Genomic DNA, 23,108 nt, shown 5'->3' with positions numbered 1-23,108 from the left:
GTTCGCGGGAACTTTGACTCTGGACCTAGACTGGTCCAATGACCGGCGCTGTTCAAGTGCCGTCTATGGCGGAAACGAAGAGCCCGGCGCTGGGCCGGGCTCTGGAGGGGCGGGATCAGCCGCGGTGACGACCGCGGAAGTAGTCGATCAGTCCCTGGGTCGAAGCGTCCTCGGCGGGCAACTCCTCGCTGCCCACCAGGCGGCCGTAGACGCCCTTGCCGAGGTCCTTGCCGAGTTCCACGCCCCACTGGTCGAAGGCGTTGATGCCCCAGAGGATGCTCTGCACGTACACCTTGTGCTCGTACATGGCGATCAGCGCGCCGAGACGGCGGGGGCTGATGCGCTCCATCACCAGGGTGTTGCTCGGGCGGTTGCCGGGGACCACCTTGTGCGGCGCCAGGCGCTGCACCTCGGCCTCGTCCAGGCCCTTGGCGCGCAGCTCGGCTTCCGCTTCCGCGCGGCTCTTGCCGAGCATCAGCGCCTGGCTCTGCGACAGGCAGTTGGCGTACAGCCACTGATGGTGGTCGGCGACCGGGTTGTAGCTGCTCACCGGGACGATGAAGTCGGCCGGGATCAGGTGCGTGCCCTGGTGCAGCAACTGGTGGTAGGCGTGCTGGCCGTTGCAGCCGACGCCGCCCCAGATCACCGGGCCGGTACCGGCGGAAACCGGCGTGCCGTCCTGGCGCACGCTCTTGCCGTTGGATTCCATGTCCAGTTGCTGCAGGTGGTCGGTGATGTTCCGCAGGTAGTAGTCGTACGGCAGGATGGCGTGGCTGCGTGCACCCCAGAAATCGCCGTACCAGACGCCGAGCAGGGCCAGCAGCACCGGGATGTTGCTGGCGAACGGCGCGGTGAGGAAGTGCTGGTCCATGCTGGAGGCGCCGGACAGCAGTTCCTTGAAGTTGGAAATGCCGATCGACATGGCGATCGGCAGACCGATGGCCGACCACAGCGAATAGCGCCCGCCGACCCAGTCCCACATCGGGAACACGTTTTCCGTGCGGATGCCGAAGGAGACGGCGGCTTCCTTGTTGCTGGAAACGGCGATGAAGTGCCGGTAGAGCTCCGCCTCGTTACCGCCCATGGCCAGGTACCAGGCGCGCGCGGCCTGGGCGTTCTTCAGGGTTTCCAGGGTGCCGAAGGACTTCGAGGAAACGATGAACAGGGTGGTCTCGGCGCTCAGGCGGCAGGCCAGTTCGCGGAACTCGCTGCCGTCGATGTTGGCCAGGTAGTGGCAGCGCACGCCTTTCTGGGCGAACGGCAGCAGGGCTTCGGAAACCAGCTGCGGGCCGAGGAAGGAACCGCCGATGCCGATGTTCACCACGTCGGTGATCGGCTTCTCGGTATAGCCGCGCCACAGGCCGTTGTGCACGGCGCCGACCAGCTCGGTCATCTGATGCAGCACGCGGTGCACTTCCGGCATCACATCCACGCCATCCACCAGAACCTTGTCGCCGATCGGCCGGCGCAGCGCGGTATGCAGCACCGGGCGGCGCTCGGAGGCGTTGATCACGTCGCCGCGGAACATGGCCTGGATGGCGTCGTCGAGGTGGGCGTCCTTGGCCAGTTGCACCAGCAGGTCGAGGGTGTCCTCACGGATCAGGTTCTTCGAGAAGTCGAGGAACAGGCCGCAGGCGCTCAGGGAAAAGCGCTTGAAGCGGTCCGGGTCGTCGACGAAGGCCTGGCGCATGCTGAAGTTCTGCAGTTCCTTGCGATGCGCGACGAGCGCCTGCCAACTGCCGAGGCGGGTGGCATCCAGCGGTGTGAGGTGGTGTTCCATGTCTTACCTGCGGGGGATGTGACTACTGTTTGAACGCGCAAGAGCCCGGAAATTCCGGGCTCTTGGGGGGATCAGGCTACCTGGACCGGGATGGCGTTGCTGGTGTGGCTCAGCTCGTTGCCCGGGGCCATGTAGAGCATGCGCGGCTGGTAGTTGGCCAGTTCGGCTTCGCTGTACTGCGCATAGGCGCAGATGATCACGCGGTCGCCAACCTTGGCCTTGTGCGCGGCGGCGCCGTTGACCGAGATCATCCGCGAGCCTTCCTCGCCGCGGATCGCATAGGTGGTGAAGCGCTCGCCGTTGTCCACGTTGTAGATCTGGATCTGCTCGTACTCGCGGATACCGGCGAGATCCAGCCATTCGCCGTCGATGGCGCAGGAGCCTTCATAGTCGAGCACGGCATGGGTGACTTCGGCGCGGTGCAGTTTGGCCTTGAGCATGATGGCATGCATGACGGGGCTCCTCTTTTTCTTGGTGTGGCGGCACGGGGTTGGATTGGCGAGGCCCAGGCAGAGCCTCGCATGGGGTTAGTCCAGGTGTAGCGCGAGATTGTCGATCAAACGGGTGGTGCCAAGGAAGGCCGCCGCCAGGATGACCAGGGACTTGTCCTCCGAGCGGGCCGGCTGCAGGGTGTTGGCCTCGCGGATTTCCAGGTAGTCGACGCGCAGGCCGGCCTGCTCGATCTGCTGGCGGCCATCGTCGATCAGTTGGGCGAAGTCGCTGCTGCCGGCTTGCAGGCGCTCACCAAGCAGCTTGAGGGTACGCTGGATGACCGGGGCGCTGGCGCGCTGCTCGTCGTTCAGGTAACCGTTGCGCGACGACAGCGCCAGGCCGTCCTCGGCACGCACGGTCGGCTCACCGAAGATCTGCACCGGCATGTTCAGGTCGCGCACCAGCTTGCGGATCACCGCCAGTTGCTGGAAGTCCTTCTCGCCGAACAGCGCCATGTCCGGCTGCACCATGTTCAGCAGCTTGCAGACCACGGTCGCCACGCCATCGAAATGGCCGGGACGGCTGGCGCCGCACATGCCCTCGGAAACGCCGGGCACGCTGACGATGGTCTGGTCGCTCCGGCCGTCCGGATACATTTCCTCGACGCTCGGGGCGAACAGCAGGTGGCAGCCGGCTTCGAGCAGCTTCTCCTGGTCGGCGGCGAGGGTGCGCGGGTACTTGTCGAGGTCTTCGCTGGGGCCGAACTGCAGCGGGTTGACGAAAATGCTGGCGACCACGAAGTCGGCGCGCTGGCCGGCCTTGGACACCAGTGCGGCGTGCCCGGCGTGGAGATTGCCCATGGTCGGCACCAGCGCGATGCGCTTGCCTTCACCGCGGGCACGGGCGATCGCGGCACGCAGTTCGCGGACGGTCTTGACGGTGATCATGAGGAGAATCCGTGTTCGGGGCCGGGGAAGGTGCCGTCTTTCACGGCCTTGACGTAGGCAGCCATGGCCGACTGGACGTCCGGCTGGCCTTCCATGAAGTTCTTGACGAATTTCGGCGCCCGACCGGTCAGCGAGAGGCCGAGCATGTCGTGCATCACCAGCACCTGGCCGTCGGTACCGCTGCCGGCGCCGATGCCGATCACCGGGATCTTCACCGCTTCGCTGATTTCCTGGGCCAGGGCGGACGGCACGCACTCCAGCAGCAGCATGGCGGCGCCGGCCTGCTCCAGGGCGATGGCGTCGGCGCGCAGCTGGCGGGCCTGCGCTTCCTGGCGGCCCTGTACCTTGAAGCCGCCGAACAGGTTCACCGCCTGCGGGGTGAGGCCGAGGTGCGCGCACACCGGCACGCCCATCTGCGCCAGGCGGATGATCGGCTCGGCGAGCCAGGCGCCGCCTTCCAGCTTGACCATCTGGGCGCCGGCCTGCATCACGGCGACCGCGTCGGCCAGGGTCTGCTGCAGGGAGGTGCCGGAGGAGAAGGGCAGGTCGGTGAGGATCAGCGAGCCCTTGTTGCCGCGCTTCACGCAGGCGGTGTGGTAGGCCATTTCGCTGACCGTCACCGGCAGCGTGCTGTCATGACCTTGCAGCACCATGCCCAGGGAGTCGCCTATGAGCAGCACGTCGGCACCGGCCTGGCTGGCGATGTGAGCGAACGTCGCATCGTAGGCGGTCAGCATCGCGATCTTTTCGCCGCTTTGCTTCAGCCCCTGCAGGGTGGTCACGGTTACATCAGGCATGAAAGTGTTCCTCGTTACAGACCATGTGCGACATTTTTTCACATTGCCTGGTTGGGCCGGTTCTGCGCCGGCGCATTGCAAACGGGCACCTATAGTCCTGATGGGGGGACCTGAAGTCAATTACAGGGTGTTACCGGACTGTTACTGCGTTACCGCCGTCCGTCGCGATGATGGCCTCAGGCCGCCTGTTCAGGGCAGTCGCTCGAGTCCTTCGAACGGACAGGCGGCAAGCATTTCCGCCAGCACGCGGCCATCCGGCAGGCGCAGATCCGGGGCCAGGTCGGCCAGCGGGTAGAGCACGAAGGCGCGCGCCTGCATATGGTAGTGCGGCACGCGCAGGCGCGGCTCGTCGATCAGGCGCTCGCCGAACAGCAGGATATCCAGGTCGAGGGTGCGCGGGCCCCAGCGCTCGTCCTTGCGCACACGGCCCTGTTCCAGCTCGATCTTCTGCAGCGCGTCGAGCAGGGCGAGCGGCTCCAGTCCGGTATCCAGCGCGGCGACCGCATTGACGTAGCGTGGCTGGTCGGGCGGGCCGAGGGGATCGCTGACATACAGGGGGGATACGCCGGCCAGGTGGGTCTGTGCGATGTCGCCGAGGGCGGCCAGCGCGTTTTCCAGCTGCTGGCGCGGCTCGGCGAGGTTGCTGCCGAGGCCGATGTAGACGCGCTCGCTCACTCGTTGCCGGCTCCATCGCTGTCGCTGCGCGGGCCACGGCGACGGCGGTTGCTGCCGCCACGACGGCGTTTGCGCGGCGCGGCGCCGTCTTCCTGGCTGCTCAGGTTGCGGATCATGCCGCGGCGTTCGCTGTCGCTGGCGTCCTGGTAGTCGGTCCACCAGTCGCCCAGGCCACCGGTCTCCTCGCCGGCGCTCTCGCGCAGCAGGAGGAAGTCGTAGCCGGCGCGGAAGCGCGGGTTCTCCAGCAGCATGTCGGCACGCTTGCCCTGGCGTCGCGGCAGGCGTTCCTGCATGTCCCAGATTTCGCGGATCGGGATGGTGAAGCGCTTGGGCACGGCGGTCCGCTGGCACTGCTCGTAGATCAGGTCCTGGGCGGCTTCCTGCATCGCCGGGATCGGCGGCATACCGCGCTCCTGCAGTTGCAGGACGCGAGCCGGCAGCGCCGGCCAGAGCAGGGCGGCGAAGAGGAACGCCGGGGTTACCGGCTTGCCCTGGTGGATGCGCGTGTCGGTATTGGCCAGGGCCTGGCGGATCAGCTTGCCGGCATATTCCGGGTCGCGTTCCAGGGCCTTGGCGCTGGCCGGGAACAGCGGGGCGAACAGGCCGTAGTGGACCAGCAGTTCGAAGGTGCGCTCGGCATGGCCGCTGAGGAACAGCTTGATCACTTCGTCGAACAGGCGGGCGGAGGGAATGTCGCGCAGCAGCGGCGCCAGGCGATGGATCGGCTGGGCGGTGTGCTTCTCGATCTCGAAATCGAGCTTGGCGGCGAAACGCACGGCACGCAGCATGCGCACCGGGTCTTCGAGGTAACGCTGCTCGGGATCGCCGATCAGGCGGATCAGGCGATTGCGGATGTCGTGCACGCCGTGGGCGTAGTCGAGGATGCGCTCGGCGGTGACGTCGAAGTACAGCGCATTCATGGTGAAGTCGCGGCGCTGGGCATCGTCTTCCAGGGTGCCGTAGACGTTGTCGCGCAGGATGCGGCCGCTCTCGTTGCGCGAGGACTGGTTGCTGTCGCTCTCGTCGTCGTCCTGCGGATGGTTGGCGCGGAAGGTGGCGACTTCGATGATCTCGCGACCGAAGTGCACGTGCACCAGCTTGAAGCGGCGGCCGATCACCCGGGCGTTGCGGAACTCCGCGCGCACCTGCTCCGGGGTGGCGCTGGTGGCGACGTCGAAGTCCTTCGGCGGAATGCCCAGCAGCGGGTCACGCACGCCGCCGCCGACGACGTAGGCCTGGTAGCCGGCCTTCTGCAGGCGCTCGACCACATTCACCGCGTTTCGGCTGAACTGCTCGCGGCGCAACGGGTGCTGGTGATTGCCTATGACTTCCGGAGTAGTGCGGACGGCGCGCTTCTTGCGCAGGGGCGAACGAATGGACTGGATCAGCTTTTTCAGCATGTAGGCACTATCGGAAGCTTGTCGGAATGGGGTTGCACGCTGGTCTTTCCTGGCTGGACGGTCTGTGGATGACGCGACGCTCTGTCATGTCGCGCTATCGGAGAACGGCTGTGGATCATCTCATGCCACCAGCGAGCATCATGCATTTCGCTAATGAAAGGCAGCAATTCTGATGCCGTTTATTCAAGGCCAGATTCTAGCATCGGGTGCGGGGATGGTGAACGAAAGCAGCGGCGGGAGTGGAGCGGCAGGGGAGCTGGAAGCTACTGGGGGAGCCGAAGCTCCCCCAAATTGTTGCGTGCTCTTGTTGTTATTATGCTGCGGGCTTGTTGTTCTTGTTTGTCGACCCGTCCCGCAAGGTCAGTCACCTCGGGGATTCGTCCCGAATTCGGGACCAGTCAAGAGCAAACGGATTGCTTTGGTCGCTGAGTGAGCGGCGATCTTGCGATCCAACCAGTGTCGTCGCTGCCTTGGGGCAGTTTTATTGTTATTCGACTGGCTGCGGGATTTCTCCCGACTTGCACCCTTCTCCAAAAGAATCAGTTAGCTGCGCCTCCGCGATTTTGTTTTTGTTGTGCTGGAGCCGTTACGTGTTGTTCTTGTTGTGTTGTTTTGCTTGTTATTGTTGTTGTGCCAAATACATAAGCAGGCAGCGTGCCAACTTTTTGAAATCCTTTATTTTCAATGGCTTAGCTATTTTTGTTGGTGGCGAGCAGGCACAAAAAAGCCGGGTTTTCGTTACCGATGAACCCGGCTTCTGTTACGGAGCATGTCCGAGGTAACAGGTTGGCACGCTGTTACGAGTCGGCCGACGCACCCGATTTGCGGCGCGGAATGCCCAGGCGCTGGCGGCGTTCCCACAGGCATTTGCGGCTGATGCCCAGCTTGCGGGCCAGCTCGGTCTCGGTCATGTGATCCTGGTGTTCGAGGACGAAATGCTGGAAGTAGTCCTCCAGCGACAGGTCTTCGGTAGGCTCGTGGGCGCTGGTGCTCGGGCCGTTGGCAGGGCGGCTGTCCAGCTCGTCGCCGAAGTCGTCTTCCAGGTCGTCCAGCTCGATGTCGATGCCCAGCAGGTCGGCAGGGATTTCCGAACCTTCGCTGAGAATGACCGCGCGCTCGATGGCGTTCTCCAGCTCGCGCACGTTACCCGGCCACGGGTAGTGGCGGATGGCCTGTTCCGCTTCGTGGGAGAAGCTCAGCGGTGCGCGGCCCATCTGCTCGCACTGTCGGGCGAGGAAGGCGCGGGCGATTTCCATGACGTCGGCGCCGCGCTCGCGCAGCGGCGGCAGCTTCAGGGAAATCACGTGCAGGCGATAGTACAGGTCTTCGCGGAACTGGCCGGTCTTGGCCAGCGTCTTCAGATCGCGGTGGGTGGCGGCGATCAGGCGCACGTCGACCTTCTGCGATTGCACCGAGCCGACCCGGCGGATTTCGCCTTCCTGCAGCACGCGCAGCAGGCGGGCCTGGGCTTCCAGCGGCAGTTCGCCGATCTCGTCGAGGAACAGGGTGCCGCCGTCGGCGGCTTCCACCAGGCCGGCGCGTCCTGCGCTGGCGCCGGTGAAGGCGCCTTTCTCGTGACCGAACAGTTCGGACTCGATCAGGGTTTCCGGAATGGCCGCGCAGTTCACCGAGATCAGCGGTGCCTTGGTGCGCCGGGAAAGATTGTGCAGGGCGCGGGCGACCAGTTCCTTGCCGGTGCCGGACTCGCCCTGGATCAGCACATTGGAATCGGTGGGCGCGACCTTGCGGATCTTGCCGTACAGCTCCTGCATCGGCGGACAGGAGCCGATGATGCCGATTTCGCCGTCGACCGCCGCGGCGCCGTTGCTGGCGCTGCGTTCGGCGGCCGGCCTGGCACTGCCGCGCTCGGCCTGGGCGCTGCGGGCTTCCTGGCGGTCCTTGAGGATGCGCGCCACTGCCTGGAGCATTTCATCGTGGTCGAAGGGCTTGGCGATGTAGTCCACCGCGCCCATCTTCATCGAGTCGACCGCCGAGCGCAGGCTGGCGTAGCTGGTCATGATCAGCACCGGAGTGCCCTGGGCCAGCTTGATCAGTTCGGTACCCGGTGCGCCCGGCAGGCGCAGGTCGCTGACGATCATGTCGAAGGAGGGGATGCTGTAGCGCTCTTGCGCCTCCTGTACCGAGCCGGCCTCGCTGACCTGGTACTGGTTGCGCTCGAGCAAACGTCGCAGGGCGGAACGGATGATTGTTTCGTCTTCGACGATGAGGATATGTGCCATGTATTCAGCTCTCTCGACGTGCTCGTTACTGCTCGGCCGTCGGGCCAGGATGCCGCGGCAAAGTGACACGAATGCGCGTACCGCACTCGCGTTCGGGGTATGCCGGGCTGTCTATGGATATCTGCCCATAATGCTCTTCCACGATCGAATAGACCAGCGCGAGGCCGAGTCCGGTCCCCTTGCCCGGGTCCTTGGTAGTGAAGAACGGCTCGAACAGGCGATCGACGATCGCCTTCGGAATGCCGCTGCCTTCGTCTTCCACGATCAGGTCGATGGTCTGCTCCGATGCTTCGCTGCGCACCCGGATCGCGCCGCCGGGTGGCGAGGCATCGCGGGCATTGGACAGCAGGTTGATCAGCACCTGGGCCAGGCGCTGGGCGTCGCCTTCGACCCAGTGCGTGGGTTCGCAGAGGTTGAAGAACTGCACATCCACGCTGCGCCGGTTCAGTGATAGCAGACTGATGGCCTCCTGGGCAACGTCGGCCAGGCAGACCGCTTCCGTCCGCACCTGCTTGCCGCCGGCGTGGGCGAAGCTCATCAGCGATTGCACGATGCGCGAGACCCGCTTGGTCTGTTCGAGGATCTGTTCGCTGATTTCCTTGAGTTCGCCGTCGCCTTCGCGTTCCTCGCGCAGGTTCTGCGCCAGGCAGGCGATGCCGGTGATCGGGTTGCCGATCTCGTGGGCGACGCCGGCAGCGAGGCGGCCGATGGAGGCCAGGCGTTCGGAGTGGATCAGCTTGTCTTCCAGCGCCTGGGTTTCGGTGAGGTCCTCGACCAGCAGCACCAGGCCGCTGTTGCCGGGCGCCAGGGGCTCTTCGATGGCCGCCTTGTGCAGGTTGAGCCAGCGGATCTGCCCGTCGACCGCCAGGCGCTGCTTGTGCAGGTGCTCGTAACTGGCGTCGACGAAGCCTTCCAGCAGACTCTTCCAGGGTTCGCCGAGGGCCGACAGGCGCGAGCCGACCACACGCTGCGCGCTGGTGCCGGTGAGTTCCTCCATGGCGCGGTTCCACATGAGGATTTCCTGGTCCTTGGCCAGCGAGCAGACGGCCATGGGCAGGTCCTGCAGGGTCTGCCGGTGGTAGCGGCGCAGGGCGTCGAGTTCGGCGGCCAGGCCGGTGAGGCGCGAGTGGTAGTCCTCGAGGCGGCTCTCGATGAAGTGGATGTCCTCGGTGACGTAGCTTTCGTTGCCGGACTTGTACGGCAGGAAGGTTTCCACCATGTCCTGCGCCACGCTCGGCCCCATCAGGCCGGACAGGTTGGCCTCGAGGCGGTCGCGCAGACGGCGCAGGGCATAGGGGCGGCGCTCGTCGAAGCGCAGGTGCAGATCGCGCAGTGCCTGTTCCACTTCCTTCTGCGCGGTCTTCGCGCCGAGCGGCTTGGTCAGTTGGGTGGCGAATTCCTGCGGTGAGCCGGCGAGCAGCGCGCGGCGTTGCGGGCGGCGCACGTTGTCCACGGCGCAGGCCTCCGCCGCGCTCTTCTCCTCGTCGCTGGCTTCGCTGAACAGCGAGACCAGGGTGAACACCAGCACGTTGGCCGCCAGCGAGGCGAGGGCGGCGAGGTGCCAGTTGCCTTCCTCGATGATGTAGATGGTGTTGCCCAGGGAAATCTGGAAGCCCTGCAGGTTGCTCAGCAGCGGAATCAGCAGGGTGACGGCCCACACCGCCATGCCGGCGATCACCCCGGCGATGAAGCCGCGGCGGTTGGCGGTCTGCCAGTACAGCACGGCCAGCGTGCCGGGGAGGAACTGCAGGGTGGCGACGAAGGAAACGATGCCGAGGTCGGACAGGTCGTGGTCCGGGCCGAGCAGGGAATAGAAGCCGTAGCCGGCGAGGATGATGGTGACGATCAGTACCCGCCGGGTCCATTTCAGCCAGCGATAGATATTGCCTTCGGCGGGCGGCTGGTAGAGCGGCAGGACCAGGTGGTTGAGCACCATGCTGGACAGCGCCAGGGTCATCACGATGAGCAGTCCGCTGGCGGCGGAAATACCGCCGATGTACGCGGCGAGGGCAAGTCCGGGGCTGTTGGCGGCGAGGCTCAGGCCGAGGGTGAAGTATTCCGGATTGACCGGCAGGCCGAGGTACAGGCCGGCCCAGAGGATCGGCGGCACGGCCAGGCTCATCGGCAGCAGGAGCAGCGGCAGGCCCCAGCTGGCGCTGAGCAGCGAGCGCGGCCGGAGGTTCTCGGTGAACGCCATGTGGTACATGTGCGGCATGACGATGGCCGAGGCGAAGAACATCAGCAGCAGGGTGCGCCACGGCCCTTCGGCGAGCGGCGTGTGCAGCGTGTTGAGCGCCGACTGGTTCTGCATCAGCCAGATTTCCAGTCCGTCCGGGCCGTCGAACACCGCATACAGGGCGAACAGGCCGAGCGCGCCGATGGCCACCAGCTTGACCAGCGACTCGAACGCCAGCGCCATCACCAGTCCTTCATGCCGCTCGCGGGTGGCGATACGCCGTGCGCCGAAGAGGATGGAGAAGAGGATGATCAGCACGCAGAAGGCCAGGCCGGCGTGGGTCTGCTCCGGCTGCCGGGTGAGCAGGCGCAGGGAGTCGGTGACCGCTCGGAACTGCAGGGCGATCATCGGCAGTACGCCGATCAGCATGAACAGCGTGGTCAGCGCGCCGGCCCAGGTGCTGCGGAAGCGGAAGGCGAATAGGTCGGCCAGCGACGACAGCTGGAAGGCGCGGGTGATGCGCAGGATCGGCGAGAGCAGCACCGGCGCCAGCAGGAAGGCGCCGGACACACCCAGGTAGATCGCCAGGAAGCCGTAGCCGTATTCGTAGGCCAGGCCGACGGAGCCATAGAAGGCCCAGGCACTGGCATACACGCCCAGCGACAGGGTGTAGATCAGCGGGTGGCGTACCAGCCAGCGCGGCACCAGGCCGCGTTCGGTGATCCAGGCGACGCCGAAGAGAAGGGTCAGGTAGACGGCGCTGATCAGGACCAGCTGCGGCAGGCTAAAGGTCATCAACATCGCGCTGGCTCTGCAGAATGAAGGTCACGACGATCAGGATCAGCCACAGCAGGTAGGGGCGGTACCAGGCGCCATTGGGAGCGGTCCACCAATCCATGATGGCGGGCGAGAACAGGTAGATGCCCACGACCAGGATCAGCACCAGTCGATAGATGTACATAGGAAAGGCTCAGGCTGGAGGCTTCAGGCTGCTAGTAATAACCGGTAATAAGCAGTGTGCTACGCATTGACGAGTCTAACCGGGCCGGAGCCACGTCGCCTCATTCCAGCTGCGCTTCGGGAATGCTGTGTACGCGCGGAATGCGCGTGGCATCCCAGCTCCCGATCCCCCAGGCGAGCACTTCGCGCGGCATGGCGCCGGCGAGTTCGCCGGGTGGCTGCTGGCCGAGGGCGTGCAGGGCGCGTATCAGCAGCGGTGCGGCATGGTCGGGCGGCAGCGGTGGCGAGCGATAGGACTTGCCGAGCTTGTGCCCGTCCGGCTGGATGATCAGCGGCACATGCAGGTAGCGCGGCTGCGTTACCCCGAGCAACTCCTGCAGGTAGAGCTGGCGCGGCGTCGAGTCGAGCAGGTCGGCGCCGCGGACGATATCGGTCACGCCCTGCCAGGCGTCGTCGATCACCACCGCGAGCTGATAGGCGTACAGACCGTCGCGGCGGCGGATGATGAAGTCGCCGACCTCGCGCCCCAGGTGCTGGCGGAATTCGCCCTGCACACGGTCGATGAAGGCGTATTCCAGTTCCGGCACGCGGATGCGCAGTGCCGCATCCTCCAGCGGATGCACGGCGTTGCGGCAGGTGCCGGGATAGATGTGCAGTCCGTCCAGTTGCTTGCGCGAGCAGGTGCAGGCGTAGGCCAGGCCGCTGCGCAGCCATTGCTCGATCACCGCCATGTAGGCTTCGCTGCGTTCGCTCTGGCGTTCGACCGGGCCGTCCCACTCGAAGCCGTAGCGCTCCAGGGTATCGAGGATCGCCGCCTGGGCGCCGGGGACTTCCCGCGGCGGGTCGAGGTCTTCCATGCGCACCAGCCAGCGCCCGCCGACAGCGCGGGCGTCGAGGTAGGAGGCGACGGCGGCGACCAGCGAGCCGAAGTGCAGGTAGCCGCTCGGTGTCGGGGCGAAGCGGCCGACGTAGTGGGACTCAGCCATTCAGTGTCTCGGCGCAAATGAAAAGGGGCGCCGCAGCGCCCCATTCGGGAAAGGATCGAATCAGGAGCCGATCTGCTTTTCCTTGATTTCCGCCAGCGTCTTGCAATCGATGCAGAGGGTGGCAGTCGGGCGGGCTTCCAGGCGGCGGATGCCGATTTCCACACCGCAGGAGTCGCACCAGCCGTAGTCGTTGTCTTCGATCAGCTGCAGCGTCTCGTCGATCTTCTTGATCAGCTTGCGCTCGCGGTCGCGGGCGCGCAGTTCGAGGCTGAACTCTTCTTCCTGGCTGGCGCGGTCGGCCGGATCGGGGAAGTTTGCCGCTTCGTCCTGCATGTGGTGAACGGTGCGGTCCACTTCCTCCATCAGCTCAACCTTCCACTTGTTGAGGATCGAGGTGAAGTGGGCGCGCATGGGGTCGCTCATGTACTCCTCGCCCTTTTTCTCTTGATAGGGTTCGAAGCCACGAATCAGCTGGCTGCTCTGTTGCTTTGCTTTGGTGGTCATGGATGGCCGCCTCTCACTCTCTAGTCCAGTCGCGGATAGTCCATCTCCGGCGTCGCCGGCCCCGCGCTTGCAAGCGGCCGAACTTACCAGAACGATAACCACGATGCTACTCCCGGTTATCGAGCATGCTGCCGCTCGCTCACAGCTTGTTTAGAATCGCCTCTTCGTCGACAAGTTCGGATTGATCATGGCCACTTCCTATAGCGCGCGTAGCCGCGCCATCGAACCGTTCCACGTCATGGCGCTGTTGGCCCGGGCCAACGAATTGCAGGAGGCGGGCCATGACGTCATCCACCTCGAGATCGGCGAGCCCGACTTCACCACGGCCGCGCCGATAGTCGCCGCCGGCCAGGCCGCGCTCGCCGCCGGGCATACCCGCTATACCGCCGCGCGCGGCATTCCGCAGCTGCGCGAGGCCATCTCCGGTTTCTACGCGTCGCGCTACGGGCTAACCATCGACCCCGGACGCATCCTCATCACCCCCGGCGGTTCCGGCGCCCTGTTGCTGGCCAGCAGCCTGCTGGTCGATCCGGGCAAGCACTGGCTGCTGGCCGACCCCGGCTATCCGTGCAACCGGCACTTCCTGCGCCTGGTGGAAGGCGCCGCGCAACTGGTGCCGGTCGGGCCGGAGAGCCGCTACCAGCTGACTCCCGAGCTCGTCGAGCGATACTGGAATCATGACAGTGTAGGCGCTCTGGCGGCATCGCCGGCGAATCCTACTGGCACATTGCTGCACAAGGACGAACTGGCGGCGCTGTCGGCAGCACTGAAGGCGCGTGGCGGCCATCTGGTGGTGGACGAGATCTACCACGGCCTGACCTACGGCGTGGACGCCAGCAGTGTGCTGGAGGTAGATGACGAAGCGTTCGTGCTGAACAGTTTCTCCAAATATTTCGGCATGACCGGCTGGCGCCTCGGCTGGCTGGTGGCGCCACCGGAAGCGGTCGGCGATCTGGAGAAGCTGGCGCAGAACCTCTACATCAGCGCACCGAGCATGGCCCAGTATGCCGCGCTGGCCTGCTTCGAGCCGGCCACCCTGGAAATCCTCGAACAGCGCCGCGAAGAGTTCGCCCGCCGGCGCGATTATCTCCTGCCGGCCCTGCGCGACCTGGGCTTCCGCATCGCCGTGGAGCCGGAGGGGGCCTTCTATCTATATGCGGATATCAGCGCGTTCGGCGGCGATGCCTACGCGTTCTGCCAGCACTTCATCGAAACCGAGCACGTGGCTATCACGCCGGGATTGGACTTCGGCCGCCACCTCGCTTCGCACCACGTGCGCTTCGCCTATACGCAGAACCTGGAGCGTCTGCAGCAGGCGGTCGAGCGCATCGCCCGCGGCCTGAAGAGCTGGCGTCCCTGATGCGTTTCCAGCCGGCTCTCGAGGAGGCGCGCCTGCTGCGCCGCTACAAGCGCTTCCTCGCCGATATCGAAACACCGCAGGGCGAGCGCCTGACCATCCACTGCCCGAATACCGGCTCCATGCTCAATTGCATGAGCGAGGGCTGCCGGGTCTGGTTCAGCCGTTCCGACGATCCGCGACGCAAGCTGCCGGGCACCTGGGAAATCAGCGAAACGCCGCAGGGCCGGCTGGCCTGCGTGAACACCGGGCGGGCCAATCGCATCGTCGAGGAGGCCTTGCTGGATGGCGTGGTGAGCGAGCTGGCCGGTTTCTCCGCATTGCGCCGGGAGGTGGCCTACGGGGTGGAGAACAGCCGCGCGGATTTTCGCCTGGACTATGAGGGCAACGCCGTCTTCGTCGAGGTGAAAAGCGTCACCCTCGGTTTCGACGGCTCGCCGGTCGCGGCCTTCCCGGATGCCGTGACCACTCGCGGCGCCAAGCACCTGCGGGAGCTGGCAACGCTGGCCGACGCCGGGGCGCGCGCCGTGCTGCTGTACTGCGTGAACCTGACCGGCATCGATTCGGTACGACCGGCGGAAGAGATCGACCCGGCCTACACCCGCGCGTTGCGCGAAGCGCGGGACGTCGGCGTCGAGATACTGGCCTATGGCGTCGACCTGACCCCGCAGGAAGTCAGCCTGCGCCGAAAGCTGGAAGTGCGTCTGTAGGTTGGCGCTGAGCTTGCGAAGCCCAACATTGCCGCTGCCGGATGTTGGGCTTCGCAAGCTCAGCGCCAACCTACGGGTGTTCTACCCAGATTCCTCGCTCGTCCTCCCGGCACTCCAGCATCTCCAGCACGTCGCCGAAGCACGGGCCCTGGATGCATTCGCCGGAATCGATGAGAAACAGCGCGCCGTGATGGGCGCAGCGCAGCAGGTTGCCGCTGTCGTCGAGGAAGCGGTCTTCTTCCCATTCCAGACGGGTTGCGCGGTGCGGGCAGCGGTTGAGGTAGGCGTGGACCTTGCCGTTCTTGCGTACTGCGAACAGCGCCAGGTCGTCGATATCGAAGCTCCGGCTCTGGCCTTCGGCCAGTGCGTCCGGACTGCAGAGCAGGATCATGATGGCCCTCCGGTCGTGCGCGCATTATCCGCAAGCGGCGTCGGAGGGGAAGGGGGCACATCCATGTGCCGAAGAGGTTCGTCCGATCAGATTTCCCAGACGATGTTGGCTGCTGCGTAGCGGCCCGGCTGGGTCAGGCGGCCGAGCTGCGGTGCGTTGTCGGTGAAGCCGCGGACATCGCCCCACTGCCAGTACTTCTTGTCGGTCAGGTTGAACAGGCCGACGTTGACGGTCACGCTGTCGGTCACGCGCACCCAGCTGTTGAGGTCGAGCAGGCCGAAGCCGCCCGGCGCGTACTGGTTGGGCGTTTCGCTGTCGTTGATGCGTTCCTTGCCCTGTACCAGGGTCCAGGCCAGTTCGCTGCCGAAGCGGCCGCCAGCGTCGTAACCCAGGCCGAACACGCCTTTGAGCGGGTCGATGCTGTTGATCGGCTCGCCGCTTTCCTCGTCCTTGCCGCGAGCGTAGGAAACGGCGCCGCGCAGGTAGGTGCCGGTCGGCAGGCCGAGCGTCTTGTCCAGTTGCAGGTCGCCCTTGGCTTCGGCACCACGGATGGTGACCTTGTCCAGGTTGACCGACTGGAAGGTCAGGCGGTTGTTGCCGGTCGGGTCGTTCGGCAGGGTGACCTGCTCGATGAAGTCGTCGTAGCGGTTGTAGAACAGGGCGACGCCGAAGCTGCCCTCGTCGAACTTGCCGCGCAGGCCGATCTCGTAGCTGTCGCTGGTTTCCGGCTTGAGGCTGGTGTTGGCGATGGTCTGGTAGCCGATATCGAAGTTGATGAACTCACCGAAGATATCGATCGGGTCCGGCGCGCGGAAGCCGGCGGCGTACTGGCCGTAGGCGCTGTAGTTGTCGTTGAAGCGGTAGGTCACGCCGAGTTTCGGCGAGATGGCGTGGTCGCTGAAGTTGGACGGGTCGGTGTCCACCGGCTGGCCGTTCAGGTACTTCTGCGTGACGTGCGGCTTCATCTCGTAGTAGTCGTAGCGCAGGCCCGGCAGCAGGGTCCAGTTGCCGATGTCGATGCTGTCCTGGACGAATACCGCGTACTCGTTGGTGATCGGATCGGGGAAGTCGCTGAGCGGCATGGTTTCGCCGCCGAACGCCGGCGGAACCGGCCGGCCGGTGTCGCGGAAGGTTTCGCCGCCCTTGCGCACGTCGCTGCTTTCGGTGCGCTTGAGGTCGAAGCCGTAGATCAGGTGATGCGCGGTGTTGTTCAGCTGGAACTGCTTGTCCAGCTGGCTGTTCAGCGCCCACAGCTCTTCCTGGTACTTGGAATCGCGGGTGCGGTCGCGCAGACGGCCGCCGCTGAAGCGTTCCTGGAAGGTCTGCTGGCGAATCTGGCTGTCCTGATGGCTCAGCTGCCATTGCACCTGGTCGGCGATCGGGCTGTCGACCAGGAAACGGTTGTTCAGGCTGATGCGCTCGCGGTCGGTGCTGTCGGTGGCGTTCGAGGTGCGGATCGTGCCGGCGGTGCTGGATTCGCTGAGCACGTTGGTGTCGGCGTCATCGGCATAGCGGTCGTAGGTCAGTTGGACGCGGGCGCCTTCCTTGTAGTCCCAGCCCACCTTGGCCAGCAGGTTGTCGGTGTCGAAGTCGACCGGGTTGGCTTCTTCGCGCGCCGGGCCGAGGCCGCCCTGGCCGCCGAAGGTTTCGGTTTCGTCGCCGCTGCGGCGGCTGATGGTCACCAGGCCGTCCACCGGGCCCTGGCGGCCGGCGAGGGTGGCGCTGCCCAGCCAACTGCTGTCGGAGCCGTCGAAGCCGGTCTTCAGGCGGGCGTAGGTGTCGTCGCCGTCTTCGAGATAGTCGGCCGGGTCCTTGGTGATGAAGCTCACCGCACCGCCAATCGCATCGCTGCCGTACAGCGAGCTGGCCGGGCCGCGGATGATTTCCACGCGCTTCACGGTATCCAGGTCGATGTAGTTGCGGCGGGCGTCGAGGAACGGGCCGAAGGCAAACGCGGAGGGCACGCCCACGCCGTCGACCTGGGTCAGCACGCGGTTGCCGTCGATGCCGCGGATGTTGAAGCCGGAAAGGCCGAAGCGGCTGCCGGTGCCACTCACCGATACGCCCGGCTCGTAACGCACCAGGTCCTTGATGTTGTTGGCGTTGTTACGGTCGATTTCCTGTTCGGTATGCACGCTTACGGTGCTCGGAACTGAGTCTACCGGCTGCTCGATACGAGTAGCGGTCACCGTGGTTTCGCCAAGGGAAACGGCGTCGTTCGCAAGGGCGAGAGACGGGCTCAGCAACAGCAGGGCCAGCCAATTACGGCGAGCGAAAGGCGGAGTGGTCGACATGGAGCACCTATTGGTCTTGTATGAAATGGCAATTGGCCGGTAGTGGAACTAGCGTGCAGAAGTTAATCACTTACGAAACCAAATGCAAATTATTATCAAATAGATTTTTTATAAGAGGTATGGCAAAGTGCGCCCATGTCGCCTGTAGGACGGGCGTCCCTATTCCGTACAAGATGAGGAAAATTCCGTGACGAATTCAGCGATCCCGCAGCACGCTTCCGAGCTTTACCGTGCCTGGCAGACCCTGCGCGCCGAGCAGCCGCATATGCGCGCGCGCGACGCGGCACAGCGTCTGGAGGTGAGCGAGGGTGAACTGACCGCCAGCCGCCTGGGCGTGGATGCGCTGCGCCTGCGTCCGGACTGGAAGGAACTGCTGCCGGCACTGGGCGAGCTGGGCCCGATCATGGCGCTGACCCGCAACGAGCATTGCGTGCATGAGCGCAAGGGTCCGTATCGCGATGTGACGGTTTCCGGCGGCGGCCAGATCGGTCTGGTGGTTTCTCCGGACATCGACCTGCGCCTGTTCCTGGCCGGCTGGAGCAGCGTGTTCGCCATCGCCGAGGAAACCGAGCGCGGCACCCAGCGCAGCATCCAGATCTTCGACGCGCAGGGCAACGCGGTGCACAAGGTGTTCCTCACCAACCGCAGCCAGGTGGAAGCCTGGGAGCCGCTGGTCGAGCGCTTCCGTGCCGAGGAGCAGTCGGCTGAGCTGGATCTGCGCGAAGCCGAGCCCAAGGCCGCTGCCACTCCGGACGCGGAAATCGACACTGCCAGCCTGAAGGATGGCTGGGCTAGCCTGAAAGATACCCACCACTTCTTCGCCCTGCTGAAGAAGCATCAGGTCGAGCGTACCCAGGCCCTGCGCCTGGCCGGTCGCGAGTGGGCCGAGCCGCTGGACGTCGCCGAACTGCCGCGCCTGTTCGAAGCCGCCGGTGCTCAGCAACTGCCGATCATGGTGTTCGTCGGTAATGCCCACTGCATCCAGATCCACACCGGCACCGTCACCAACCTGAAGTGGATGAACGACTGGTTCAACGTGCTCGATCCGGAGTTCAACCTGCACCTGAAAACCACTGGCGTGCGTCAGCTGTGGCGTGTGCGCAAGCCGAGCAGCGACGGTGTGATCACCAGCTGGGAAGCCTTCGACGCCGACGGCGAGCTGATCATGCAGGTGTTCGGCGCCCGCAAGCCGGGTATCCCGGAGCGCGACGACTGGCGCGCCCTGGCCGAATCCTACGCGGCGCAATAAAAAGGAGATCGCGATGCGTGCGAAACGCCTGCTGGTCGGATTGTTCGGCGCACTCCTGTGCGCTGGTACCAGCGCTGTGGCGGAGCCATTGCCGCAACGCTGGGTCAGCGCCGGTGGCTCGCTGAGCGAGTGGGTGGTTGCCCTGGGCGGCGAGTCCAAGCTGGTCGGTGTCGACACCACCAGCCTGCACCCCGACAGCCTGAACGCCCTGCCGAAGATCGGTTACCAGCGTCAGCTGGCGGCCGAGGGCATCCTGGCCCTGCGCCCGGATGTGCTGCTCGGCACCGAGGAAATGGGGCCACCGCCCGTGCTGCAGCAACTGCGTGCGGCGGGCGTGCGCATCGAGACCCTGCCGGCTCGCGCCGACGTACAGACGGTGCAGGAGAACCTGCAGCGTATCGGTGCGCTGCTCGGTCAGCCGCAGCAGGCCGAGCGCGTCGCCGCCGACTTCCAGCGTCGCCTGGAACAGCAGGCGACGTGGGTGAGCAAGGCGCAGCAGGGACAGAAAGCTCCGGGCGTGCTCCTGCTGATCGGCCGCGCAGGCGCCAGCCTGCTGGTGGCAGGGCAGGACACTTCCGGCGACTGGATGGTGCAGAGGGCCGGCGGACGTAACCTGGCCACGCACAAGGGCTACAAGACCCTGTCGACGGAAGCGCTGACGGCGCTGAACCCGGATGTCGTGGTGATGGCCGATCGCAGTCTGGCCGACGAGGCCGCACGGGCGGCACTGGTCCGGCAGAACCCGGGGCTGGCGGCAACCCGTGCGGTGCACGACGGTCGGCTGATCAGCATGGACCCGACCCTGCTGGTCGGCGGTCTGGGACCGAGGATTCCTGACGGACTGGCGACGCTGTCCGCAGCCTTTTATCCTTCCGCGCAACCGCTGATTTCGGAAGGTCGTCCTTGACTCAAGCTGTCCGTGCTCGTCCTTTATTCATCGCGTTAGGTTCGTTACTTCTACTGGTGCTCTGGCTGTCCCTGGCCCTCGGGCCGGTCAGCCTGCCGCTGGGCGATACATTGAAGGCGCTGCTGCGCCTTCTTGGTCTTTCGGCGCAGTCCGACAACCTCGGCCAGGCCGAGCTGATCGTCGGCCAGATCCGCCTGCCGCGCACCCTGCTGGGAATGGCGGTGGGCGGTGTGCTGGCGCTTTCCGGCGTGGCCATGCAGGGGTTGTTCCGCAACCCGCTGGCGGACCCGGGGCTGGTCGGCGTATCCAGTGGAGCCGCGCTGGGAGCGGCGGTGACAATCGTCTTCGGCGCCGCTTTCGGTGGTCTGCCGGAGGCGTTCGCACCGTATCTGCTCTCGGCCTGCGCGTTCGGCGGCGGTCTGGGCGTGACCTGGCTGGTCTACCGCCTCGGTCGCCATAACGGCCAGACCAGCGTGGCGACCATGCTGCTCGCCGGTATCGCGCTGACCGCGCTGGCCGGCGCGCTGATCGGCTTGTTCACCTATCTGGCGGATGACGCGACCCTGCGCACCCTGACCTTCTGGAACCTGGGCAGCCTCAACGGTGCCAGCTACCCGCGGCTCTGGCCGCTGCTGCTGATCACCCTGCTGGTCGCCTGCTGGCTGCCGCGCCGGGTCGACGCCCTGAACGCCCTGCTGCTCGGCGAATCGGAGGCCCGTCATCTCGGCTTCGACGTCGAGCGGCTGAAGATCGAGCTGGTGCTGTGCACCGCGCTGGGCGTCGGTGCCGCAGTGGCGGCGGCGGGGCTGATCGGCTTCATCGGTCTGGTGGTGCCGCATCTGCTGCGCCTGATCGTCGGACCGGATCATCGCCTGCTGGTGCCGGCCTCCATGTTCGGTGGCGCGATCCTGTTGCTGCTCGCCGATCTGGTGGCGCGTCTGGCGCTGGCGCCGGCCGAACTGCCGATCGGTATCGTCACGGCAATGATCGGCGCACCCTTCTTCCTTTATTTGCTGGTGAGGGGGCGGTCCTGATGCTGCGCGCCGAAAACCTGATGGTGAAACGCGGCAAAACCACGGTGCTGCAGGGCGTTTCGCTGGAACTGAAGCCGGGCGAAGTGCTTGGCGTGCTGGGGCCTAACGGCGCCGGCAAGAGCACCCTGCTGGGGGCGCTGAATGGCGAGCTGGAGATTGCCGAAGGGCAGGTGACGCTCGCCGGCCGTGATCTCGATGTCTGGAAAGGCGTCGAGCGCGCCCGGCGCCTCGCCGTGCTGCCGCAGTCGTCCACGCTGAACTTCGGCTTCCTCGTCGAATCGGTGGTCGGCTTCGGCCGCCTGCCGCATGACAGTGGCCGCCAGCGCGACAACGAGATCATCGCCGAAGCCTTGCGCTCCGCGGATGCCGGCCACCTGGCGGGGCGCAGCTATCTGGCCCTGTCCGGCGGCGAACGCCAGCGCGTGCATCTGGCGCGGGTACTGGCGCAGCTGTGGCCGGGCGGATCGGAGCAGGTGTTGCTGCTCGACGAGCCCACCTCGATGCTCGATCCGCTGCACCAGCACACCATTCTCCACGCCGTGCGCGAGTTCGCCGGGCGCGGTGCGGCGGTGCTGGTGATCCTCCACGATCTCAACCTGGCAGCGCGTTATTGCGACCGCCTGCTGCTCCTGCGCGACGGCAGTCCCCATCTGTTCGGCACGCCGGACGAGGTGCTGCTTCCGGAACCCCTGCGTGAAGTCTTTGGTCTGGATGTCCTGGTCCAGCGCCATCCAGAGCGTGGCCATCCGTTGATCGTCGCCCGCTGAAAGGAATTTCCATGCGAATCTGTTTACTAGCTTCTGTCCTGTTCCTGGCCGCCTGCCAGGTCCCCTCCGTCGCCCCGCCGCTGCCGGAATGGCAGAGTCCGGAAGGCCGCGACAGCGCCGATCTGGGCGTCATTCGCGATCTGCGGACCGGCGAGCGACTGAGCCCGGCGCAATTGCTCGATCGTCTTTCCGGCGCGCCGCGTGTGCTGGTCGGTGAGCAGCACGACAATCCCGATCACCATGCTCTTGAACTGTGGCTGGCGCAGGGCCTGGCCGAGCGCCGGCCGCAGGGCAGCGTGCTGATGGAGATGATCAATCCGGACCAGCAGCAGCGCGTGCTGAGGGCGCAGGCGGCAACCGCGGCTGGCGAGCCGCCGGCCGATCTGAAGGAAGAGCTCGCCTGGCAGAAGGGCTGGGATTGGTCGCTGTACGGGCCGCTGGTCGGCTGGCTGGTGCAGCAGCCAGCGCCGCTGCTGTCGGCCAACCTGGATCGGGCGGAGATCATGAAGATTTACAAGTCGCGGCCAAAGCTGAGCGGCAAGGCGTCGACCGGGGCCGAGGTGCGCAAGGCGCTGCAGGACGATATCCGCGAGTCCCATTGCGGCCTGCTGCCGAAGAAGCAGATCCCGGCGATGCTGGCCGTGCAGCAGCAGCGTGACCGGCGCATGGCGGAGCAGTTGAAGAAGGCTCCGCAGCCGGCGCTGCTGTTTGCCGGCGGCTTCCATGTGCGTCGCGACCTGAGCGTGCCCCTGCACCTGCAGGACCTGGAAGCGGGGCAGGGTGACCAGGTGGTGATGCTGGCGGAAGTGGGCAAGCCGGTCAGTGCGCAGCAGGCGGACTACGTCTGGTACACGCCGGCCCTGCCACCGCAGGATCACTGCGCGAAGATACCCCGCAAGCAATGATCGGCTAGCGGAACAAGACGACGGGGCCTGCGGGCCCCGTTTTCGTTGCCGCTGCTTTTCGCAGATTCGCACGCTTCAGCTAAGGGAGCGTCTGTAGGAGCGCCCCATGGGCGCGAATCGCGGGCATGGCCCGCTTCTACAGATACTCCGGCGTTGCGATCCCCTCACCCCAACCCTCTCCCGGAGGGAGAGGGGGCGCGACGGTGTGAGGTGGTACACCGTGCCAACCGGCGACTCCGAACAGTCCCCTCTCCCTCGAGGGAGAGGGCTAGGGTGAGGGGGAAGCATCACGACCATGCAAGACAGTTGCTCCTACAGTCCGTCGTGGGGCGAATTCCTGTGAGCGAGCTCTGCTCGCGAATGCCGGCAACTCAAAAGCTTCGCGAGCATCGGACTGGGCGTCCCCCTCGCTCCTACAAAAAAGCACCATCGGCGGCAAGACAGTTGCTCCTACACTTTGACGCCGACTTTCGGCAGGACGGGTGAAAACCGCCGTCCCTGACTTCCCCGATGATCCGCGAAGAACCAAAAAAAAGACCCGGCAAGAGCCGGGTCTAAAACCGTGATTAGCCTGATGAGGAGATAATCTGAAGAGGT

The 23,108-nt window shown here is 65.5% G+C and carries 20 protein-coding genes; 7 read left to right on the top strand and 13 right to left on the bottom strand.

All coding sequences use genetic code 11. The annotated features are described in order from the left end of the window. Window positions 1-115: 115 nt before the first annotated feature. From pgi to dksA, 11 genes are all read right to left on the bottom strand, one after another. Window positions 116-1,780: a glucose-6-phosphate isomerase gene (gene pgi, locus JFY56_RS15740; protein ID WP_208314787.1), complete on the bottom strand. Its 1,665-nt coding sequence runs from the start codon at window positions 1,778-1,780 to the stop codon at window positions 116-118. A gap of 71 nt (window positions 1,781-1,851) precedes the next feature. Next, on the bottom strand, window positions 1,852-2,232 hold the full coding sequence (panD, locus tag JFY56_RS15735; RefSeq protein ID WP_208314786.1) for an aspartate 1-decarboxylase: 381 nt from the start codon (window positions 2,230-2,232) through the stop codon (window positions 1,852-1,854). 75 nt (window positions 2,233-2,307) lie between these two features. After that, window positions 2,308-3,159, bottom strand: coding sequence for a pantoate--beta-alanine ligase (gene panC / locus JFY56_RS15730; protein WP_208314785.1), 852 nt, complete (start codon window positions 3,157-3,159; stop codon window positions 2,308-2,310). Further along, complete coding sequence (panB, locus tag JFY56_RS15725) at window positions 3,156-3,956, bottom strand: 3-methyl-2-oxobutanoate hydroxymethyltransferase (RefSeq protein WP_208314784.1); 801 nt, start codon at window positions 3,954-3,956, stop codon at window positions 3,156-3,158. Before panB ends, panC begins: the two co-directional genes overlap by 4 nt. Window positions 3,957-4,145: 189 nt before the next feature. After that, a complete protein-coding gene (gene folK, locus JFY56_RS15720; protein ID WP_208314783.1) occupies window positions 4,146-4,631 on the bottom strand; it encodes a 2-amino-4-hydroxy-6-hydroxymethyldihydropteridine diphosphokinase in 486 nt (161 codons plus the stop codon). Next, window positions 4,628-6,031: a polynucleotide adenylyltransferase PcnB gene (locus JFY56_RS15715; RefSeq protein ID WP_208314782.1), complete on the bottom strand. Its 1,404-nt coding sequence runs from the start codon at window positions 6,029-6,031 to the stop codon at window positions 4,628-4,630. The genes folK and JFY56_RS15715 overlap by 4 nt, the downstream gene beginning before the upstream one ends. Before the next feature lie 797 nt (window positions 6,032-6,828). Continuing rightward, window positions 6,829-8,271 (bottom strand): sigma-54-dependent transcriptional regulator, encoded by a 1,443-nt coding sequence (locus tag JFY56_RS15710; RefSeq protein WP_208314781.1) that lies wholly within the window; start codon window positions 8,269-8,271, stop codon window positions 6,829-6,831. A 25-nt stretch (window positions 8,272-8,296) separates the two neighbouring features. Next, on the bottom strand, window positions 8,297-11,248 hold the full coding sequence (locus JFY56_RS15705; protein WP_208314780.1) for a sensor histidine kinase: 2,952 nt from the start codon (window positions 11,246-11,248) through the stop codon (window positions 8,297-8,299). Beyond that, complete coding sequence (locus JFY56_RS15700; RefSeq protein ID WP_090416064.1) at window positions 11,232-11,408, bottom strand: hypothetical protein; 177 nt, start codon at window positions 11,406-11,408, stop codon at window positions 11,232-11,234. The genes JFY56_RS15705 and JFY56_RS15700 overlap by 17 nt, the downstream gene beginning before the upstream one ends. Window positions 11,409-11,508: 100 nt before the next feature. After that, window positions 11,509-12,393: a tRNA glutamyl-Q(34) synthetase GluQRS gene (gene gluQRS / locus JFY56_RS15695; RefSeq protein WP_208314779.1), complete on the bottom strand. Its 885-nt coding sequence runs from the start codon at window positions 12,391-12,393 to the stop codon at window positions 11,509-11,511. A gap of 60 nt (window positions 12,394-12,453) precedes the next feature. After that, a complete protein-coding gene (dksA, locus tag JFY56_RS15690; RefSeq protein ID WP_208314778.1) occupies window positions 12,454-12,897 on the bottom strand; it encodes an RNA polymerase-binding protein DksA in 444 nt (147 codons plus the stop codon). A gap of 187 nt (window positions 12,898-13,084) precedes the next feature. Here dksA and JFY56_RS15685 point away from each other — a divergent pair, with 187 nt between their 5' ends. Both JFY56_RS15685 and sfsA read left to right on the top strand, forming a co-directional pair. Next, on the top strand, window positions 13,085-14,257 hold the full coding sequence (locus JFY56_RS15685) for a pyridoxal phosphate-dependent aminotransferase (protein WP_208314777.1): 1,173 nt from the start codon (window positions 13,085-13,087) through the stop codon (window positions 14,255-14,257). Further along, window positions 14,257-14,964 carry a DNA/RNA nuclease SfsA gene (gene sfsA / locus JFY56_RS15680; protein WP_208314776.1) on the top strand — a complete coding sequence of 236 codons (708 nt, stop codon included), beginning with the start codon at window positions 14,257-14,259 and terminating at the stop codon, window positions 14,962-14,964. The genes JFY56_RS15685 and sfsA overlap by 1 nt, the downstream gene beginning before the upstream one ends. 70 nt (window positions 14,965-15,034) lie before the next feature. Here sfsA and JFY56_RS15675 read toward each other — a convergent pair whose 3' ends face one another. Together JFY56_RS15675 and JFY56_RS15670 are read right to left on the bottom strand one after the other, a co-directional pair. Continuing rightward, entirely contained in the window at window positions 15,035-15,355 is a 321-nt protein-coding gene (locus tag JFY56_RS15675) for a Rieske (2Fe-2S) protein (RefSeq protein ID WP_208314775.1), read from the bottom strand. Window positions 15,356-15,441: 86 nt separating this feature from the next. Continuing rightward, a complete protein-coding gene (locus JFY56_RS15670) occupies window positions 15,442-17,649 on the bottom strand; it encodes a TonB-dependent hemoglobin/transferrin/lactoferrin family receptor (protein WP_208314774.1) in 2,208 nt (735 codons plus the stop codon). Window positions 17,650-17,836: 187 nt separating this feature from the next. Between JFY56_RS15670 and JFY56_RS15665 the strand changes: the two genes are divergently transcribed. The 5 genes from JFY56_RS15665 to JFY56_RS15645 are packed head-to-tail and all read left to right on the top strand — an operon-like array spanning window position 17,837 to window position 22,511. After that, on the top strand, window positions 17,837-18,898 hold the full coding sequence (locus tag JFY56_RS15665; RefSeq protein WP_328824887.1) for a hemin-degrading factor: 1,062 nt from the start codon (window positions 17,837-17,839) through the stop codon (window positions 18,896-18,898). 13 nt (window positions 18,899-18,911) lie between these two features. Further along, window positions 18,912-19,805: a heme/hemin ABC transporter substrate-binding protein gene (locus tag JFY56_RS15660; RefSeq protein WP_208314773.1), complete on the top strand. Its 894-nt coding sequence runs from the start codon at window positions 18,912-18,914 to the stop codon at window positions 19,803-19,805. Between the two features lie 29 nt (window positions 19,806-19,834). Next, window positions 19,835-20,839, top strand: a complete 1,005-nt coding sequence (locus JFY56_RS15655) for a FecCD family ABC transporter permease (protein WP_208315204.1) — start codon at window positions 19,835-19,837, stop codon at window positions 20,837-20,839. Further along, window positions 20,839-21,606 (top strand): heme ABC transporter ATP-binding protein, encoded by a 768-nt coding sequence (locus JFY56_RS15650; RefSeq protein WP_208314772.1) that lies wholly within the window; start codon window positions 20,839-20,841, stop codon window positions 21,604-21,606. Before JFY56_RS15655 ends, JFY56_RS15650 begins: the two co-directional genes overlap by 1 nt. 11 nt (window positions 21,607-21,617) lie before the next feature. Next, window positions 21,618-22,511 (top strand): ChaN family lipoprotein, encoded by an 894-nt coding sequence (locus JFY56_RS15645; RefSeq protein WP_208314771.1) that lies wholly within the window; start codon window positions 21,618-21,620, stop codon window positions 22,509-22,511. Window positions 22,512-23,108 lie beyond the last annotated feature (597 nt).

Source organism: Pseudomonas schmalbachii (assembly GCF_017589465.1).
GTDB lineage: Bacteria > Pseudomonadota > Gammaproteobacteria > Pseudomonadales > Pseudomonadaceae > Pseudomonas > Pseudomonas schmalbachii.
This window is presented reverse-complemented; position numbering and strand designations above follow the sequence as displayed.